Origin of the sequence: Lactobacillus rodentium, assembly GCF_003423665.1 — a bacterium.
Taxonomy (GTDB): domain Bacteria; phylum Bacillota; class Bacilli; order Lactobacillales; family Lactobacillaceae; genus Lactobacillus; species Lactobacillus rodentium.
Genome location: NZ_BFBY01000010.1, coordinates 1 through 18108 on the forward strand (window position 1 = coordinate 1; position 18108 = coordinate 18108).

General features: G+C 33.3%; 17 protein-coding genes. 3 read left to right on the plus strand and 14 right to left on the minus strand.

Translation table 11 applies throughout. From position 1 onward, the window contains the following. Nucleotides 1-193 (plus strand): IS3 family transposase (locus LrDSM24759_RS06130; protein ID WP_157964221.1); only part of this gene is annotated, 193 nt, incomplete at its 5' end. A 71-nt stretch (nucleotides 194-264) separates the two neighbouring features. Here the strand turns inward: LrDSM24759_RS06130 and budA are convergent. The 8 genes from budA to LrDSM24759_RS06170 form a co-directional block, all read right to left on the minus strand. Beyond that, entirely contained in the window at nucleotides 265-981 is a 717-nt protein-coding gene (budA, locus tag LrDSM24759_RS06135; protein ID WP_117118614.1) for an acetolactate decarboxylase, read from the minus strand. An 18-nt stretch (nucleotides 982-999) separates the two neighbouring features. After that, on the minus strand, nucleotides 1000-2685 hold the full coding sequence (gene alsS, locus LrDSM24759_RS06140; protein ID WP_117118615.1) for an acetolactate synthase AlsS: 1686 nt from the start codon (nucleotides 2683-2685) through the stop codon (nucleotides 1000-1002). Between the two features lie 171 nt (nucleotides 2686-2856). Then, the gene (locus tag LrDSM24759_RS06145) at nucleotides 2857-3087 is read right to left on the minus strand and encodes a hypothetical protein (RefSeq protein ID WP_117118616.1); all 231 of its coding nucleotides are present in this window, start codon (nucleotides 3085-3087) and stop codon (nucleotides 2857-2859) included. Nucleotides 3088-3101: 14 nt separating this feature from the next. Then, nucleotides 3102-3953 (minus strand): alpha/beta hydrolase, encoded by an 852-nt coding sequence (locus LrDSM24759_RS06150; RefSeq protein ID WP_117118617.1) that lies wholly within the window; start codon nucleotides 3951-3953, stop codon nucleotides 3102-3104. A gap of 21 nt (nucleotides 3954-3974) precedes the next feature. Further along, nucleotides 3975-4826, minus strand: a complete 852-nt coding sequence (locus LrDSM24759_RS06155; RefSeq protein WP_117118618.1) for a patatin-like phospholipase family protein — start codon at nucleotides 4824-4826, stop codon at nucleotides 3975-3977. Nucleotides 4827-4880: 54 nt separating this feature from the next. Beyond that, nucleotides 4881-5879, minus strand: a complete 999-nt coding sequence (locus LrDSM24759_RS06160; RefSeq protein WP_117118619.1) for an asparaginase — start codon at nucleotides 5877-5879, stop codon at nucleotides 4881-4883. Between the two features lie 71 nt (nucleotides 5880-5950). After that, complete coding sequence (gene fakB, locus LrDSM24759_RS06165) at nucleotides 5951-6835, minus strand: DegV family protein (protein ID WP_117118620.1); 885 nt, start codon at nucleotides 6833-6835, stop codon at nucleotides 5951-5953. An 86-nt stretch (nucleotides 6836-6921) separates the two neighbouring features. After that, nucleotides 6922-7332 carry a winged helix DNA-binding protein gene (locus LrDSM24759_RS06170; RefSeq protein WP_117118621.1) on the minus strand — a complete coding sequence of 137 codons (411 nt, stop codon included), beginning with the start codon at nucleotides 7330-7332 and terminating at the stop codon, nucleotides 6922-6924. Between the two features lie 262 nt (nucleotides 7333-7594). Between LrDSM24759_RS06170 and LrDSM24759_RS06175 the strand changes: the two genes are divergently transcribed. Next, nucleotides 7595-9286 carry an Rqc2 family fibronectin-binding protein gene (locus LrDSM24759_RS06175; protein ID WP_117118622.1) on the plus strand — a complete coding sequence of 564 codons (1692 nt, stop codon included), beginning with the start codon at nucleotides 7595-7597 and terminating at the stop codon, nucleotides 9284-9286. Nucleotides 9287-9344: 58 nt separating this feature from the next. Here LrDSM24759_RS06175 and carB read toward each other — a convergent pair whose 3' ends face one another. The 6 genes from carB to LrDSM24759_RS06205 are packed head-to-tail and all read right to left on the minus strand — an operon-like array spanning nucleotide 9345 to nucleotide 16993. Beyond that, the gene (gene carB, locus LrDSM24759_RS06180) at nucleotides 9345-12509 is read right to left on the minus strand and encodes a carbamoyl-phosphate synthase large subunit (RefSeq protein WP_117118623.1); all 3165 of its coding nucleotides are present in this window, start codon (nucleotides 12507-12509) and stop codon (nucleotides 9345-9347) included. A gap of 4 nt (nucleotides 12510-12513) precedes the next feature. Then, the gene (locus tag LrDSM24759_RS06185; protein WP_117118624.1) at nucleotides 12514-13569 is read right to left on the minus strand and encodes a carbamoyl phosphate synthase small subunit; all 1056 of its coding nucleotides are present in this window, start codon (nucleotides 13567-13569) and stop codon (nucleotides 12514-12516) included. A 16-nt stretch (nucleotides 13570-13585) separates the two neighbouring features. Beyond that, nucleotides 13586-14488, minus strand: coding sequence for an RluA family pseudouridine synthase (locus tag LrDSM24759_RS06190; protein ID WP_117118625.1), 903 nt, complete (start codon nucleotides 14486-14488; stop codon nucleotides 13586-13588). 3 nt (nucleotides 14489-14491) lie between these two features. Further along, a complete protein-coding gene (gene lspA / locus LrDSM24759_RS06195; RefSeq protein ID WP_117118626.1) occupies nucleotides 14492-14968 on the minus strand; it encodes a signal peptidase II in 477 nt (158 codons plus the stop codon). After that, nucleotides 14968-16641 carry a formate--tetrahydrofolate ligase gene (locus LrDSM24759_RS06200; protein WP_117118627.1) on the minus strand — a complete coding sequence of 558 codons (1674 nt, stop codon included), beginning with the start codon at nucleotides 16639-16641 and terminating at the stop codon, nucleotides 14968-14970. The genes lspA and LrDSM24759_RS06200 overlap by 1 nt, the downstream gene beginning before the upstream one ends. Beyond that, complete coding sequence (locus LrDSM24759_RS06205) at nucleotides 16631-16993, minus strand: hypothetical protein (protein ID WP_117118628.1); 363 nt, start codon at nucleotides 16991-16993, stop codon at nucleotides 16631-16633. Before LrDSM24759_RS06205 ends, LrDSM24759_RS06200 begins: the two co-directional genes overlap by 11 nt. A gap of 153 nt (nucleotides 16994-17146) precedes the next feature. On the opposite strand from LrDSM24759_RS06205, the gene LrDSM24759_RS06210 reads away from it, so the two are divergent. After that, nucleotides 17147-18085: a DegV family protein gene (locus tag LrDSM24759_RS06210; RefSeq protein WP_117118629.1), complete on the plus strand. Its 939-nt coding sequence runs from the start codon at nucleotides 17147-17149 to the stop codon at nucleotides 18083-18085. The last annotated feature ends 23 nt before the right edge of the window (nucleotides 18086-18108 follow it).

Sequence of the window (18108 nt, forward strand, 5' to 3'; positions counted from 1 at the left end):
TGCGGCTATGGAGAGCTTCTTCCATACTATGAAAGTTGAAATGTACTTTAATCAACATTATCAAACTAAAGAAAAGTTAATCAAAGCAATAAAGAAATACCTAAGATATTACAACTTTGAGAGAATTCGCCATACATTAAAAGGCAAGACTCCAATGGAATATTGGAATCTTGCCTTAGAAAAATATATTTAAAACTAACGTCCAGTTTTAGGGGTTAGCTTCACTTAGTCCATTTTCTAATTTCTTAATTTATTGTAAAAAGCTTAATCATCGTTACCTTCAGAGGCAGCAATATCAGCTTTTAAAGTTTCTAAGTTTACAGTACCTCTTCTAAATTCTTGATCTTCCACTGGAAAATGTTGTTCGAAAGTATCAAAGACTTCCAAATTACCAGTTAAATTCTCTCCTCGGAATTCAAGTATGTGTCCAGCAACTTGGCGGTCATCACTAATAAAGTGTAAATGCCAGCCTCCTGCAGTAACTGAATTAAAGATTTCAGGGGCATAATAACCTACAATAGTTCCTTTGATATTTTCATAAGTAAATTCAGCTTGATCTTGGGCGACCTCTAATAAACTTGGATAAGGCTTAACTTGCTTAGCAGCAATCCGAGTATGGATAAAAGGAAACTCACCTTTTAAATTAATCGCAGCAAAAACATTTTGTAATTCATATTTTTTTGGTAGTTCTTTATTTACAATTTCAAAATTTCCTTCATCCAATTGAATTCTATATTGAGTTTCTGGGAAATGAACTGAGGCAAAAGGAAGTTTTTGCTTCATATCGGTAATCTTATTTACCTTACCACTTGAAACAGCTTGATATACTTCACCATCAAGAATGACTACTTCGCCGTCAAGACCGACAAAGGTTCCTAAACCTTGAGAGCCGTGTTTTAATAATTCCTCTAGGGTAATAGTACCGTCTAAATTAGCCGCCATTAAGGTAGCTAATGTTCCATGTTCAAATAATGTTTTCATGAGTAATGCGACCTTTCCTTATCCTAATTGACTATCAATTAAGTGTTCAGCTAATTCCTTATTGTGGGAGTAATCAACTGGCACATCTACTACTACTGGTCCTGGAGTAGCAAAGGCTTTTGCTAAGACATCGTTTAAGTCGGCTGGCTTTTCGACACGCATCCCTGTTGCACCAAAACTTTCCGCAAATTTAACAATATCAACTTGTCCGAAAGTAACACCTGCTGCTTGCGGATATTTTAATTCTTCTTGGAATTTAACCATGTCATAGTGACCACCATCATTCCAGACGATAGTTACTAAGTTTAGATTATGTTCAACAGCAGTTGAAAGTTCAGCCGCAGAGAACATAAAGCCCCCATCACCACAAACGGCAACTGCCTTTTTCTCAGGATAAAGCAAAGCAGCAACAATAGCCCAAGGTAGACCGACGCCAAGAGTTTGCATCCCATTTGAAATTAACAAATGTCTTGGTTGGTACGCTCTAAAGTAACGGGCCATCCAAATATAGTGTGAACCCACATCTAAAGCAACGATCGTATCATCGTTAACATTATTTTGGAGGGCTTGGACAATTGCTAAAGGATCAGATTTGTCTTTTTGATCATGAATTGGCATCTCAGTTTCTTGGTCAAGATCTTGCTTAAATTGAGCCAATTTTTCACTACTTGTCTCTGGATATTGATATTCATCCTGGGTTAAAATTCGATCTAATTCAATCAAACTAGTAGCGATATTACCAACTAGTTGCATCACAGGTGTGTAGTTATTATCAATTTGTGCCGGAACTGTATCTAAGTTGATAATTTGTAATTTACCTTCTTTATTCCAGTTACGTGGTTCATATTCAATTGCATCATATCCAATTGCAAGAACCAAGTCACTCTCAGCTAAGAGGCGATCTCCTACTTGGTTACGGAATAAACCTACTCGACCAAAATAAGAATGCTTTTCTAATTGGCGAGAAATCACCCCCGCAGCTTGATAAGTTTCTACAACTGGGAAGTGAAATCTTTCAAGTAACATTCTTAATGCTGCAGTTGAGCGTTCATCCCCTGCTCTTTGACCTACCAAAATTACTGGTAACTTACTGTTTTTAAGTAATTCTGCTACATGATGGAGATCCTTTGGATCAGCCGGACCCATCTTAGGATATGGGTAGACTGGCAATGGCTTTTCAGTAACTACAGCATCATCAACATCTTGAGGCAAACTGACAAAGGCAGCCCCTTTTGGTTCATTTTGGGTTGCTTCAATCGCATTAGCCATGGTTTCAGAAATATTATTAGGATCTTGAATTTCGGCACTAAATTGGGTAATTGGACTCATTAAAGCGCGTGAAGGAGTTGATTGGTGAGTTTCCCGATAAAGATCTTTACGTTGAACTTGTCCTCCGATGGCTAAAACAGGATCTCCTTCAGCATTAGCTGTCATCAGGCCAGTAGTTAAATTACCAACGCCAGGACCTGAAGTTGAGATTGCTACTCCAGTTTTACCGGTTAAACGACCATAAGCTTGAGCCATAAAGACCGCATTTTGTTCGTGACGAGTCACAATTAGTTGCGGTGCATCTTCACTATCTTTACCATCGAGAGCTTCAAAAAGACGATCGATTTTTGCTCCAGGAATTCCGAAGACCATATCAATCTTATGCTTTTTTAGACTATCAATGATGATATCGGCACCATGTAATTTCTTCTCCATTTTCACTACTTCTTTCTTAATTAAATACAAACTTAATCTAACTATGTTATTGTAACACCAACAAAGTTAAATAAGCTATTGTTTAAGATGTAACCAAAAGTGTTTTTTATCCGAGGATAAAAAAAGCATATTTCATCAAAGTGAAATATGCTTATAGCTTAAAAAGATAAATTATAAAAATTTATGCTTTTTCATTCTTTGTTCAAAAATCCCATTAACTAATTTAGTCATTTCTTCTTTATCAGCAGCACTTGGATCGCCTTCAAATGCTGCATAAAGAGCTGGATGTTCGCGAGCAATCAAATTGCATGTGCCTTCTGTTGCATGTTTTCGAAATATTTTTGGAATTTTTTCTAAATATTCTGGTTTAACTAAAGCAATAATTTTTTCATTTGCTGTCATAACCACAACTCCTTTTATTTTAAGTTATTTTTTAACCAGTTCAGAATTAGCATACCCGTTTCTTTTTCTTTCTTCCAATAGATATGATTAGTATTTGGAATAATTTTGTAGGTAAAATCTGGACATTTTTTGGCCTTTTGTTTTAACAATTCAAGTTGTAAAAATGGTTCTTCTTCGTTTGCTCCCGAAAAGGCTAAAATTGGAACCTCAACTGTTTCAAGTTGTTTAAAATGCTCAGGATTTCTAGTAATCGGGAAATTATCAACATTACTACCAGGTTTGTAGAAATTTTGAAATGTTGCTGAACTAAAAGGAAGGTAGTTTTCTACCAACTTACTCGTTAGTTTTCTCGGCTGTCCTTCTCTGATGTTTTTTTCAGTTTCTTTCAATAATGAGTCATAATTTTGTTCATACATTCGTGTAAGACCTTGCATATCAGGTGGGGATGCAAAGATTATTCCAATAATATCAGGATGATTTTTGTAATAGTAATATAGTACCTTGTTAGAACCGAAGCTATGTCCAGCTAAAACAATGCGTTTATAACCCAATTCATAAGCTTTCTTGATCCACATTTCAAGATCTTTTAAACTATCTTCAAATATTTCAAAAGTTGTCCCCAAAGTTACTGAATTTTCACTTTTAGTAATAATATCATTGGTACTGGAATACCCTCTTGTGTGACCGTACAAAAAGCCAATATTATTTTGAGCAAGGACATTACCCCATTCGACTGCAAAATAATTTTCTAGTATGTTGGTATACATTCCATGGATAAACACAACACAGATATCTTTTTCACTACCTTCAAAATGAGTTGCAGGTAAGCGAAGATCATCTGCAGTGTATTCATAGATAAAATCCATTCTTATCCTTCCCTTTTCTATTTAATTTAAAAAATGACGAATTTTTTGAAGATTATTATAAGCGGTTTTAACTCCTATATTGTAAATATTTTGAATTGCTTGCGGAGAATTTTTAAAGGTTTTCACTTTTAATGGTGCAGGTGGTGCAATTACGAGTATTTCACCATCATTTTCTAATTGGGTCATTTTTTCTAAAGTTTGATTATAATCTTGAGCACGATTCAAGACTCTTTCTTTCACAGCAGGATAATCTTTAAAAATTCGAGAATAAAGGAGACGGTGCTTACCTGGAATCTTACGATAATTTCGTGGTTGGGTCGTAATAATCACCTGTTTAGTAGGACCTAGTTTAGGAAAGAAATCAATTGGAATAGAATCACTAACACCGCCATCCCAATAAAAATGCCCATCAATTTCTACTGGAGTGGCGAATACTGGAATTGAAGCGGAAGCTCTAATCCAGTCCATATCTTCGCCCCTGCCACTAATCAAACGGTGAAAAACGGCTTTCCCTGTCTCAATATCGGTTGCACAAACCCAAAAATCCATTGGATCCCTGGCAAAAGCATCATAGTCAAAATAATCTAATAAATCAGGAATAATGTGGTAACACATTTCAACGTTATAAAGGTTTCCGGTTTTACGCCAGCTTTTCAAACTAGCATAATGATTATTTTTGGCAAAGCGTTTGTTATAACGTAATGCTCTTTGAGGTTGGTGCGACTTGTAATTCACCCCAAATGCAGCTCCAGCTGAAACCCCAACAGCTTGATCAAATGTAATATTATTAGCTAAAAAGACATCTAATACACCCGTGGTAAAGATATCTCGAATGGCGCCGCCTTCTAGTACTAAAGAAGTTTTTTCTTTCATCAATTAACATTCCTTTGCTTCGTGGTATCCTGATTTAACCCTTGATTAATTGTTCTACTCTAAAGTAACTTCGCCAACTAAATCAGTTTCAAATAAACGAGCAATTTGGTGAACATCCATGCCTTGACCGAGGCCCCACATTAATTTAGTAATCGCACTTTCAGAAGTCATATCATGTGCACTGATTGCTCCTTCAAGTAGGGCCAATCGTCCCACTTCATACCTCGTTAAGTCGCTTCGTTCATATAGACATTGACTACTAGTTATAACTGGAATCCCTTGGTCAATCAACTTGCCAATTGCCGCTACTAGATTACGACGAATATAGTTCATTCCTCCTAAACCATAGGCTTCAATAACTATCCCCTTGCATCCTGCATCAACCATCGCAAAGAGCAAATTAGGATCAAAGCCGGGAAATAATTTTACTAATGAAACCTGAGTTTCCAAATTTGTTTTTAACTGACACTTTTTATTTCTTTTTGGAAGAGAGATAGTTTTATTAAACACTAGGCCGTCGGAAGTAACCGTCGCAATCGGTGGCAAATTTACACTTTCAAAAGCATCAAAGTTAATAGTTCTCACCTTTACTGTTCTGCAACCAAGCATTACTTTACGATCAAATGCTAAATAAATAGCCGGTTCACAAGTAGCAGCAGCTACAAAAGCCAATCTTAAATTATCTGGCGCATCACTCAAAACCACATTAATTGGAACCTGGCTTCCCGTCAAAACAACTGGAACTTTAACATTTTGAATCATGAAGGAAAGCATGGAAGCAGTATAGGACATGGTATCAGTCCCATGAGATAACACAATGCCATCATATTTATCCATATTGTCATAAATTTCAGTAGCAATTAATTGCCATTCTTCCGGTTGAATATTAGAAGAATCAAGTTGCAGAATATCTTTGACATCAATATCATATGGTAATTTTTCTAAGCGTTGGACTAAGCTTTGACCAGATTCACGTGGGACTAAGCCAGAATCAGATGCTTCGGATGCAATAGTACCTCCCGTAGTTAATAATAAAAGTCGCTTTTCTGCCATAGTTTACCTCCTTAATTCTCTTTTTTAGAAAAAGAAAACCAGGACTAATCTGTATTAGCTCTGGTTTAGTGTTAATTTAAGTCCATTTTATTAGGATCTAAAATCCAAGTAATTCCAAGTGATTTTTCACCTAAGTGTGTAGCAACAATAGTATCAAATGTTTGACGATCTACAGTCGCATTTGGATACATTTCTTCAAATTTATCAGCTACTTCATTAGCTTGTTTTTCATCATTTGAATTATAAATTGAAAAACGTAATTTATCTTTATATGGTGAATCCGCAATTTGTTTAAATGCTAAATCTTCACTTTTCTTGATTGCTCGTTTTAATGAACGTACTTTATCGAAACTTTTAATTTCATATGTCTTCTTATCAAAAGTTAATAATGGTTTGATATTTAACATGGTACCAATAAAAGCACTCGCATTACTTAAACGACCACCATGAACCAAGTTTTGTAAGTCATCTACAACAAAAAGAACTCCCATTGAATCCCGCATTTTTTCAAGGCGTTTAAAAATTTCGTCTACATCGAGACCATTTTGAGCCATTTTAGCTGCAGCCAAAACCATCATTCCCATTGAACGAACAGTCATCCCAGAATCAAATGGATGTAAATTATATTTAGGATAATCTTTAGCAATTCTTACTAATGAATTATAAAAACCTGAAATAGCTGAAGTTAAAGGAATTGCAATTATTGCTTCATAACCCTCATCGTGAAGTTTATCAAACAATTCTAATAATTCACCCAATGCTGGTTGTGAAGTTTTAGGAAATGATGAACCATTTCTTTGTAATTCAAAAACTTTTTCAGCATCAATTTCAACTTTATCTAAATAAGTTTTTTCATCAATAATTACTGGAAGTGGAATTACAGTAATATTTGGATTTTCTTTTAATTCAGTTGAAGTAAGATCACTGGTACTATCAGTAACAACCGCAATTTTCACTACAAAAACCTACCTTAAATTATCTATGCTTATCTTTAATTAAAACAATTTTACCATAGACTATCTAATTTTTTAAATATAGTGATTTAAGATACTTGCTCATTTAGAGTGCTGAGAATCTTATCTAATTGATTTTGAAAATGAAGCACTTCTTCTTTTCCCCATTCATCTAATAAAATCAATTCGATCTCATTAAGAAGCCCTCTTAATTGTTCTACCTTATCTAGCCCTTTTTGGTTTAGGCAAAGAACTTTAGTGGAACTATATTTTGCTCGTTCTAGATCTACCAAAACTAAAGTCTGCTTTTGATTAATTTGGCGACTTAAAGTAGATAAAGAAATATTTAAAGCAGACGCTAGGCTGCCCATGGATATTTTTTTATTTTGTGTACTATCAAAATAAAGTAATAAACGAGTTTGAGAAAGATTCAGACTACATTTTTGATAGATCAGTTTTTTAATTTTTTCTTCTACTAAATTAAAAGTTAGAATATCCATTTTTTCTCCCTATTAAGCGCTTGTGAAACATATAAGAATTTACTGATACATAAGAGATGAATCAGGTAAATATAGAACTAAATTTGCGCTAATAAAATAATTTTAGCTCAAAGAAATTGATAAGACAATCTTTTTAATTAAGTTTGTGAATTTTTATCAATATCTTGTGATTAGATTAACAAAGTATAGCCAATCATATTTTATGAATTTGCGTAGAAATAGTATAATTATAAGGATAGATTTTAATTTTGAGGTGAAAAAAATGGCTTTCGATGGTTTATTTATTCATAGTTTGTTAACTAACCTTTCCCCTACTCTGGTAAATGGGAAGTTAACCAAAATTTACCAACCTTTTGATCAAGATTTGATCTTAAACTTTAGAAAAGATCGTAAAAACAAAAAACTTTTAATTTCTGCTAATGCACAAAATCCTCGTTTTTATTTAACTAACGAAACAATTGTGAACCCCGATGTCGCTCCTACTTTTGTAATGGTCTTAAGAAAGTATCTAGAAGGTTCTATTCTTCAAAAAATTGAACAAGTAGGAGTAGAAAGAATTATAAATTTTTATTTTTCTAATCGAAATGAATTAGGTGATGAAATAAGACTTGTTCTTTCAGTAGAATTAATGGGACGACACAGTAATGTGATTCTTTATAATGCTACTGATAACAAAATAATTGATTTACTAAAAAGAGTGAATCCTGATGAAAATCGAGCTCGTTTGTTACTACCTCATGCTAAATATGCACTTCCTCCACTTACTGAAGGATTAAATGGGTTAGAGATAAGTGAAGAAGAATTTGGCCATTTGAAAGAAGAAGAGCCTGATCCAGTTTCATTTGCTAAAAAGTTTAATGGCTTAGATGGCGATGATCGACGCGAATTTGTTGGTTATTTAGAAGATGATTTTTCTTATTCTTCTTTTCAAACTTTTTTTGATCATTTTAACCATCCCAAGGGTTTTGTATTACAAACGCCTAAACATAAAGATCGTATTTTTGTTTATCTACCCTACCATCTTGATTTAACTCTTATTTCTTCCAATCCAGATATTAACGAGGCATTAGATGATTTTTATCATGAGCAAGCCAACCGAGAATGGGTACGCCAAAAATCAAAGCGAATTGAAAATATTGTCTCAAATGAAAGAAAAAAATTATCAAAGAAAATTGTTAAATTAAATCAAGAATTAGACCGAGCAGAAAATTCTGAAAGTTATCGTATTAAAGGAGAGTTACTCAATACTTATTTAAATCAGGTTAAACCTGGTATGGAAGAAATCACTTTACCTAATTATTATGAGAATAATGCGGATCTTAAAATTAAGTTGGATGTTTCTCTTTCCCCTGCTCGTAATGCCCAAAAATACTTTACGCGTTATCAAAAATTACGTAATTCAATCAAACATATTAATGAACAATTAAAAATAGCTCGTGAAAATTTGGCATATTTTGATTCTGTTCAAACTGCAATTGATAATGCTGATCCACAAGATATCGATGCAATTATTGATGAACTTACTAGTCAAGGATATTTGAAACAACAAAATAATAAACGACGGAAAAAGAAAATTTCAGAAAAGACCTTAAATACTTTCAAATTAAGCGATGGAAAAACAGTTTTAGTAGGAAAAAATAATTATCAAAATGATTGGCTAACACTTAAGAAGGCCAATAAAAAAGATTATTGGTTCCATGTTAAGAATATTCCTGGTTCTCATGTGATTCTAGAATCTGACAATCCCACTGAGCAAGATATTAAAGAAGCCGCAGAAATTGCCGCCTATTACTCCAAGGCCAAAAATTCTGCTCATGTACCAGTAGATTATATTCAAGTAAAACGCATTAAAAAGCCGAATGGTGCTAAACCGGGTTTTGTTATCTATACAGGTCAAAATTCAATTGAAGTTACTCCTAAAGAAGAAAATGTTTTAAAAAAACGGATCAAATAAAAATAGCCTATCTCTTATGAGATAGGCTATTTAGTTTACATAATTTTTTAACTGTTAATTACAATGGTTGAGTTGTCATTGCCATTGTTTCTAAGACTAGGACAATATCTTCAATAGATTGTAAAGTTGAAAATACCGGAATGTGTGTGCTTAATGCAGTATCTTGAATTAAGATCGCATCTTGACTTGCTGAATCAGATAAATCTTTAACATTTACTACCATATTAATTTTATGTTGAGCAATTTTTTCAAGTAGACTATGACTACCTTCTTGAATTTTTTCAATAATTCCGGTTGTAATTCCCTTTTCAGCTAAAGCATTAGCCGTTCCCTCAGTAGCTAACAAACTGAATCCTAGTTTATGTAAACGAGCAGCTAATTTAATTGCTTCTTCTTTATCATTATCGCGGACTGAGATAAAAACTGTTCCGTAAGAAGGAATGACCAAATCGCTAGCTTCATATCCTTTATAAAGAGCAGTTGGCAAAGTTTGCGCACGGCCCATTACACTGCCAGATGTCTTCATTTTAGAATCAAAAGTGTTTTCACTCTGATAACGTAATAAAGAAAAGACTGGCATTTTAATATGAATCAAAGAACTACTTGGCCAAATATCTTCTGGTAAGTCTAATTCTTTTAAACTTTTTCCTAATAATAATTCAGTCCCTACCTTTACAATATTTTTATGTAAAGACTTACTTAAAAAGGCTACATTATGTCCAGCATATGATTTTGCTTGAAGTAAATATAACTGATTATTTTTAAATAAAAAGTGTAAATTGATTGGACCTCTTAAATGAAGTTTTTTAACGATGGTGATAGCAGCATTTTTGAGTTGCTGAATACTCATTGGCGTTAAGTTTTGAGGCTTGAAAACAGCTATCGAGTCTGAGGCATGTGATCCAGTTTGTTCAAAATGTTCGATAATTCCTGGGATAGTTACACTTTTACCATCAGAAAGTGCTGTAATTTCGTATTTTTCCCCTTCAATAAATTTTGAGACTGAAATTTGGTCTAAATCATTCTCTAAAATATAGCGTTTTAAAGCTGGTAAATCAAAGACTACTGCTGATTTGTTTTTCTTGTGATTACTAGTTCCACCAATTAAAACCGGAAATTGATGTTCTTGAACAAAATTAAAAATATCTTGTTCATTTGTGCTTAATAAGAATGGTACTGGTTTAAATGATTTAAATTCAAATAAATCTGAAAACTTTTGGTGAAGAATATTAACTAGATTTTCTTGTCCCAAAATCTTAATCCCATGTTCAAGTAATCGGTGACGATACTGATTAATTTGCTTACCTGAAAATTGCGTAATAACACAATTGATGCCCTCTTTTTGGGCAATTGCTAAAATATTTTCCATAGTGATGGGATCAAAATAAACTCGATCGCATACATCATAAGCATTAGAAATACATTCAGGATTATTGGAAAGAATAATTGGACTAATTCCATTTTCCTTCAAAGTTTGAGCAACATGGTAAAGCATGTAATCAAATTCTTCATTTTGAGAAACTTGAAATGGCTTTAATCCAAGAATTAGATATTTTTTTGGTTGAGATATTGGGTCAATTTCGTTTTGGACATCATAAGCCGAATATACTGGATTAACCTTTGGTCGCTCAATTCCAGCAGTACCATCAAGTTCTAAATAAGAAGGGAAAATCTTGTTTTTGATTAATAGTTCTCCAATTTCTTCTTCACTATGATTAGTAAGTAAGGCGATCAATTTATTTGAAAAGCCATTTTTCTTAACTTTTAGTAGTAAATGCGGCGTCAATTCCTCATTACTTAGTTCACGCATTAAGATGATAATATGATTGAACTTTTGCAAAAATATGGGATGGATGTGCAAATTCTGATGAAGGGTTTGGTAATCTATCCCCTTGGCAATCGCAGCTAAGAGCGTAATCAAATGATTTTCTTGTGGCTGTTTTAAATCAGCAATAATCTGATCTTCTGGTTTATTATATTCTTTTTGCCATGTCCTTCTATTATTAGAAAAATTAGTAGTAGCATGAATTGCTTTTAAAAAAGCGGCTTCAAAATTTCGACCAATTCCTAGAGCTGCTCCTCCAGAAGTTTCTTGGTTTCCGAGTTGATAATGGTTGTATCCTGATTCAATAAAAGACCAAAATGGTAATTTTATACTAATAGCATCTTTAGTAGGCTCAACTGCAGCATTTAAACCTGATTGTGGATCAGTAATTTCATTTAAGTTATATCCCAGCGCAATTTTTGCATTAATGTATCCAATTGAATAGATGCCAGAACGATAACCTAAAAGTGTTGTTTCGGTTAAGCGTGGTTTTACATTTAGGATCTTATAAAGAAATCTGTCTTCATCTTGTTTTATCGCAAAATGCACAACTAAAGTTCCTTGAATATCAAGTATTTCAGCAATTTGTTTAACTACATTTCGTAACTTTTGAATTTGATTATTATTACGCGTTAAAATTGGACTCACTAATAATGAATCATTAGCAGTTAGTCCAACTGGTTCCATGCTTCCCATATTGTTAAAGAAGTTGAAATTACCATGACTGTCACGTACTACGTTAAAGATTACTTCTTCCCAACTGGAAAGGTCTTCTTGAACCAAATAATTGTTCCAATCGAAATGCTCGAGCTCTTCTTCATTTTTAAAGAATTTAATCACTGACTCGAAATTTTTCAAAGTATGATGTTGATCAGGGCGATATTTTTGTTTTTTGGTTAATAGTAAAGGATAGTGAGCATCTTTTAATTTTTCAAAGGTGTCATCTTTACTTTCAAGGAGCCATTGATTAGCTACTGGTACATGATTAGCTTCTAAAAGATTATGTAGGATTCGGTGTTCTTGAATTTGTAAGCTTAATTCATTAGTATTAAGCAATTCAATATTCATTTCATCAATAATCCCATCAACCACTAATTGTTCAGTTAATTTTAAAGCCGGCTTTCCCCCATAAACAGGAAGAATGGCATTTGGCTTTTCCATTCTTATGATTCTTTTTAGAAATGTTAAAGTTAAAGGTTCAAGATAAACTTGAGTATTTTTTTGCGGATCGGTTTCAATAGTTGCAGGATTGGGATTAACCAATACAACTTGTATATTTTCTTCAGTTAAGGCAGTTAAAGCTTGTTTGATCAGAACATCCATATCCATAACTTCCCCAACAACTCTTGGTCCTGCTCCAATCACTAGAACTTTATTAATTTCTTTATGTAATGGCATTAGCTTACTCCATCATTTTTATAAATTGATCATAAATATCATTGGCATCAAAATTACCGGGAGATCCTTCCGGATTGAATGCCGTTGTAAGGACCTTATTTTTTTCATCTTTATATCCAGAAACCAGATTGGATTTAATATCATAAAAAACTTCTGAAAATGGTAAAGCGATACTTTCTGGATTAACCAATTTACCTAAATTGATTGCAGTTTGATAAATATTTTTAGTATGAGGATTGATCATTGGGTAATTACTTCCATCGTAAGCCGGGATTAAATCAACTAATTCTAAGTCTAAATATTTACTAATTAGTAAAAATCCTAAGCCAATCCCTAAAATTGGTAATTGCCCATAAAATTTATCTAAGAGTGGTTTTAAGACATTTTCTAGTTCTTTGGGATCATTTGGACCATTGGAAATAACAATCGCATCTGGTCTAATATTTGTAACATCATAAATAGATGCATTATAAGGTAAAACAACGCTATTTATTTTTCGTAATGAAAGCGCCCGAAGTAAAGAGTGCTTTAAACCTAGATCAATTACCGCTACTGTTTTTCCTACATTAGGTGCTGCATACGCATTAGTAGTTGAAACTTGAGCAGTCTGATTTTTTGGTAAAACCAAGGCCTTAATTTGATCAAAAGCATGATCGTCATCGGTATCCATAATTGAAGCTTTGATTGTTTGGGTATTTTTTAATTTCTTCACCAAAGCTCGCGTATCTATACCATAAATAGCGGGAATTTTCTTTTCTTTTAAAAATTGATCTAAATCTTGAAAACTTGAACTGTCTGATATATGACGAGCAATATCATTAGCGATAATGCCTCTAACACTTGGATCGATTGATTCATAATCAATTGGATTAATACCGCTACCACCGATCAACGGTGTCGTAAAGCTTAATATTTTACCAAAATTTGCTGGATCAGAAATAGCTTCTTGATAACCAAAATTTGAAGTTTGTATGGCGAGCTCACCAGTTGAAGTAGTTGAAGCACCAAATGGATGACCACTAAAAGCAGAGCCATCTTCTAAAATTAAGTACCGTTTCATGAGGCCCATCCTCTCTTTATTTTCGTAACTTCTCCAATTGTTCTTGAAAAATCTTTGGTACTTGAACTGAAAATTCTAACCATTTATGACTTGTTGGTTGTTCAAATCCCAAAGTTGCAGCATGCAAAAATTGTCCATGACCTTTTAAAGTCTTTTTCGGACCATACAGTGGGTCTCCAGCCAAAGGATGTCCAATATATTTCATATGAACACGAATCTGGTGTGTCCGTCCTGTTTCAAGAATACATTTAACTAAGGCATAATCTTTAAACTGTTCCAAAACTTCAAAATGAGTTCGTGCGGTTTTCCCTTTAGGATTAACTGCCATTTGTTTACGATTATTAGGATTACGACCAATTGGAGCATCAATTACTCCTGATAAATTATCAAAATTACCATGAACAATTGCCAAATACTCTCTTTTATTGGTCTTATTAGCTAATTGATTCTCTAAACTTTGGCGGGCAAGATCATTTTTGGCTACCATTAGTAATCCTGAAGTGTCTTTATCAATTCGGTGAACAATTCCTGGTCGAAAACCTTCAGGACTTTTAGCTAATTCTTGCGTGTGGTACAACAGACCATTAACTAAGGTATGATCGGGATGCCCAGCAGAGGGATGAACTACCATACCTTGAGGCTTATTTACCACGATCACATCATTATCTTCATAGATAATATCTAGATGTAAATTTTCAGGTTCTAAGGACAAAGGCGCTTTGGGTGGAATAGTCACAGATATTTCATCATTTTGATTAATCTTGTAGGCGCCTTTTACCGGCTTGCCATTGACTAAAATATCTTTTTCTTTAATTAATTCCTGTACCCGAGTACGACTTAAATTAGAAATTTTTTCAGTTAAAAATTTATCTATTCGTCCTGTTTCATTATTTATAGTAAACGAATATGAATCTGTCATTAATTAAGCCTTCTTTTTGTCTTTCCCATCAATAAAGAGAAGATAAATAAAAACCAAAATTACGCCTACTGTAATACAGCTATCAGCAAAATTAAAAATATTAAAGTTAATAAAATCCAATTGCATCATATCTACTACATAATGAAGACGCACTCTATCAATGAAATTACCAATAATTCCACCTAAAATTAAAGCTAAACCAATATCAAAAGTTTTACTTTTATATTTAGGATTAAACAGAAAATATAATACAGCTATAATCGCAATTACTGAAATGAGATAAAAGAAATACATTTGTCCAGAAAAAATATTCCAAGCTGCACCATTATTTCGTAAATAGTAAAAAGATAAAATATTTGGAATGATTGTTTTACTTTCTCCTACTCTTAAATGTCGTACTACATTAAATTTAATCAATTGATCAATTCCAACAACTATTAATGAAAGTAGTAAATATAATGCTTGTTTCGATTTTTTCATTAAAATAGACCAGAAATTTTACCGTTATTATCTACATCAATATCTAAAGCTGCAGGATGTTTTGGTAGACCAGGCATATCTAAAATATGACCAGTTGCTACAACAACAAAGTTGGCACCATTTTTCAGAGCCAAGTCTTTAACATGCAAAGTAAAGTTAGTTGGAGCACCAAGTTGATTTTTATCATCAGTAAATGATGCTTGAGTTTTGGCAATAATAACTGGTAACTTGTCTTTACCCATCGCTTTAATTTCTTCTAATTGTTTTTCAGCTTTTTCTGAATATTCAATGTTCGCAGCACCATAAATATTTTTAGCAATTTTTTCAATTTTTACTTTAAGGTCGTCATCATCATTATAAATAGAATGATAATCTCCACCTTTATCAGCCAAGTTTGCTAATTTTTGAGCTGCTTCTACTCCACCTTTAGAACCATCATCATGATATGAAACAACTTCACAAGTAAAACCTTCATTTTCAATAAGTTCTTTTAATTTTGCGAGTTCAGCTGGAGTATCAGTGGCAAATTGATTAATTAACACCATGACAGGTAAACCATATTTAGCCATATTCTTCATATGACGGTCAAGGTTAGCAAATCCTTTTTCTAGAGCATCCAGATTTTCATTAGCTAGATTTTCAGTTGACTTTTCAGCTTGATATTTCAAAGCACGAACAGTGGCTACAACAGCTACAGCATCAGGTTTTTTGGCTAAATTCTTTGAAACAAAGTCCATAAACTTTTGTCCCCCTAAATCAGCGCCAAAGCCTGCTTCAGTTAATACATAGTCCCCAAGGTGAAGGGCTAAGTTTGTAGCCATTACTGAGTTAGCTCCATGAGCAATATTAGCAAATGGTCCCCCATGAACTAAAGCTGGAGTATGTTCCAAAGTTTGAACTAAGTTTGGCTTTAAAGCAGTTGATAATAAGGCAGCAATTGCTCCTTGGAAGCCAAGATCTTTAACAAAAACAGGTTGATCATTAGTGGTAAAACCAACCAACATGTTACCAATGCGTTTTTTCAAATCATTGATATCAGTTGCTAGACAGAGAATAGCCATTAATTCATTAGCAACTGTAATTGCAAAACTAGCATCATGTTCTACCCCATTAAATTTTGAACCTTGACCAATCGTAATTTTACGTAAAGTTCGATCATTTACATCGATTCCGCGCTTCAAAACAATCCGGTCAGGGTCAAGATTAAGGCTATTATCTTGATAAATATAGTTATCAACTAAGGCAGCCAAAGTATCAATTGCACTAGTTAAAGCATGCATGTCACCAGTAAAGTGAAGGTTAATATCTTCCATTGGGATAATTTGAGCATATCCCCCACCAGTAGCACCACCTTTTAAACCGAAAACAGGACCCATTGATGGTTCTCTTAGAGCAATCATAGTGTTCTTGTGTAATTGATTACTAAAGGCATCGCCTAAACCAATAGTAATAGTTGATTTTCCTTCACCAGCTGGTGTAGGTGAAATAGAAGTAACTAAAATTAATTTACCTAATTTATCATTACTCATTACTCGATTAATTGCTGGCCAAGAAATTTTGGCCTTATCATTGCCATAAAGTTCAATATCGTCAGGAGATAAGTTAACTTTTTCAGCAATTTCAGTGATTGGTAATTCTTTAGTGTTTTGAGCTATTTTAATATCAGATTCCATTGAAAGACTCCTTTTTTCTATTAAATTCAACTACATAGTAGTTTTGATATTTATTGTGAATTTTGAGTGTTCTAATAAAATGCCATTGAAAAATTACTGTGGGATTGGAAATGAGAGATTTTTTTCGATATGGCAACTTGAATTCAAATTCGTCAGTATTAGTTTGTTTTAAATAAGAAGCAAACCAAGTATAAATCAAGATAATTCCAAAAAGTAAACATAGTATCAAACTTGGAATACTTAATGATTTATTACTTTCGTAAGCGAAACTAACACCTACAAAGATAAGTGCTAACAACCAAGAATAATAAATTAGGCCTTGAGCACCCAAAAAGATAAAATGCCGCTTCATTAGAATTTAGGTCCCCTCCTATTTATAAATCTCCTGCTTATTATAACAGATAATCAAAATTTTATTTTATTTTGCCTCTAATTTAAGCTAAAATGACTATAATTTAATATTATTTGATAGCAATTAAGCAAAAGGCTTTATACAGGAGGTTATATGAGTAAAATCGGCTTAATTACAGATAGTTCAGCTTATCTTTCTAAGAAACAAATCCAACAATATGATATTGATATTCTTCCCATTTCTATCGTTTGGAATAATAAAACATATCAAGATCTGATTGATATTGGTTATCATGAATTTTATGAAAAATTAGCCACTGAGTCTAACCTTCCTACTACTTCGCAACCTTCAATTGGTGAAATTCAAACTCATATTGATCGATTTATTAAACAAGGATATACCGATGTAATTATCATTACTCTTTCTAGTGGTATATCGGGCACTTTTAACAATATTCAAGCAATTGCTAAGGATGAAGATCGCATCAAGATTCACCCTTTTGATGCGAAAGTAACTTGTGCTGGTCAAGCTGATTTGGCAATGCTTGCTGGAAAGTTAATTCAAGCTGGTGCAAATTTAGACCTTATTTTGCATGACTTAGCTGATTTAAGAAAAACAATTGGTGTGCGTTTTATGGTAGATGATTTAAAGCATTTAAAACGCACTGGTCGGTTATCTAATGCAGCTAGTTTTGTTGGCGGTTTGCTACATATTAAACCAATTTTAACGATGGATGTTCAAAATCAAGGGAAAATTAGTGCTTACGGGAAGGAACGACAATATAAAAGAGCCGTAAAACGAATTGAAACTGATTTTAAAGAAAGCATTAAAGATCAACCTTATCCTATCCAATTAACAATTTTTGATGCAGACAGTGAAAAGCGAGCACAAGAATGGCATGAGCTCTATCAACACGATTTTCCGTCTTTAAAGATCGATCACAGTATTATTGGTCCCGTAGTCGGTGTCCATGTTGGTCAAGATACACTCGCAATTATTTGGTGTCGCGATCTCGATTCTTACTTTGATAAAGATGGTAAGCCCTTAGCTGCAGATAAAATTAATTCTCCGCTTTTAACAACAAATGACTAAAAAAATAAAAATAAGCTTTAAAG

What these genes read in the sequence shown, in the direction of transcription:
- budA (WP_117118614.1), bottom strand. Translation starts at nt 981, where the DNA reads ATGAAAACATTATTTGAACATGGAACATTAGCTACCTTAATGGCGGCT.
- alsS (WP_117118615.1), bottom strand. Translation starts at nt 2,685, where the DNA reads ATGGAGAAGAAATTACATGGTGCCGATATCATCATTGATAGTCTAAAA.
- LrDSM24759_RS06145 (WP_117118616.1), bottom strand. Translation starts at nt 3,087, where the DNA reads ATGACAGCAAATGAAAAAATTATTGCTTTAGTTAAACCAGAATATTTA.
- LrDSM24759_RS06150 (WP_117118617.1), bottom strand. Translation starts at nt 3,953, where the DNA reads ATGGATTTTATCTATGAATACACTGCAGATGATCTTCGCTTACCTGCA.
- LrDSM24759_RS06155 (WP_117118618.1), bottom strand. Translation starts at nt 4,826, where the DNA reads ATGAAAGAAAAAACTTCTTTAGTACTAGAAGGCGGCGCCATTCGAGAT.
- LrDSM24759_RS06160 (WP_117118619.1), bottom strand. Translation starts at nt 5,879, where the DNA reads ATGGCAGAAAAGCGACTTTTATTATTAACTACGGGAGGTACTATTGCA.
- LrDSM24759_RS06170 (WP_117118621.1), bottom strand. Translation starts at nt 7,332, where the DNA reads ATGGATATTCTAACTTTTAATTTAGTAGAAGAAAAAATTAAAAAACTG.
- LrDSM24759_RS06175 (WP_117118622.1), top strand. Translation starts at nt 7,595, where the DNA reads ATGGCTTTCGATGGTTTATTTATTCATAGTTTGTTAACTAACCTTTCC.
- carB (WP_117118623.1), bottom strand. Translation starts at nt 12,509, where the DNA reads ATGCCATTACATAAAGAAATTAATAAAGTTCTAGTGATTGGAGCAGGA.
- LrDSM24759_RS06185 (WP_117118624.1), bottom strand. Translation starts at nt 13,569, where the DNA reads ATGAAACGGTACTTAATTTTAGAAGATGGCTCTGCTTTTAGTGGTCAT.
- LrDSM24759_RS06190 (WP_117118625.1), bottom strand. Translation starts at nt 14,488, where the DNA reads ATGACAGATTCATATTCGTTTACTATAAATAATGAAACAGGACGAATA.
- lspA (WP_117118626.1), bottom strand. Translation starts at nt 14,968, where the DNA reads ATGAAAAAATCGAAACAAGCATTATATTTACTACTTTCATTAATAGTT.
- LrDSM24759_RS06200 (WP_117118627.1), bottom strand. Translation starts at nt 16,641, where the DNA reads ATGGAATCTGATATTAAAATAGCTCAAAACACTAAAGAATTACCAATC.
- LrDSM24759_RS06205 (WP_117118628.1), bottom strand. Translation starts at nt 16,993, where the DNA reads ATGAAGCGGCATTTTATCTTTTTGGGTGCTCAAGGCCTAATTTATTAT.
- LrDSM24759_RS06210 (WP_117118629.1), top strand. Translation starts at nt 17,147, where the DNA reads ATGAGTAAAATCGGCTTAATTACAGATAGTTCAGCTTATCTTTCTAAG.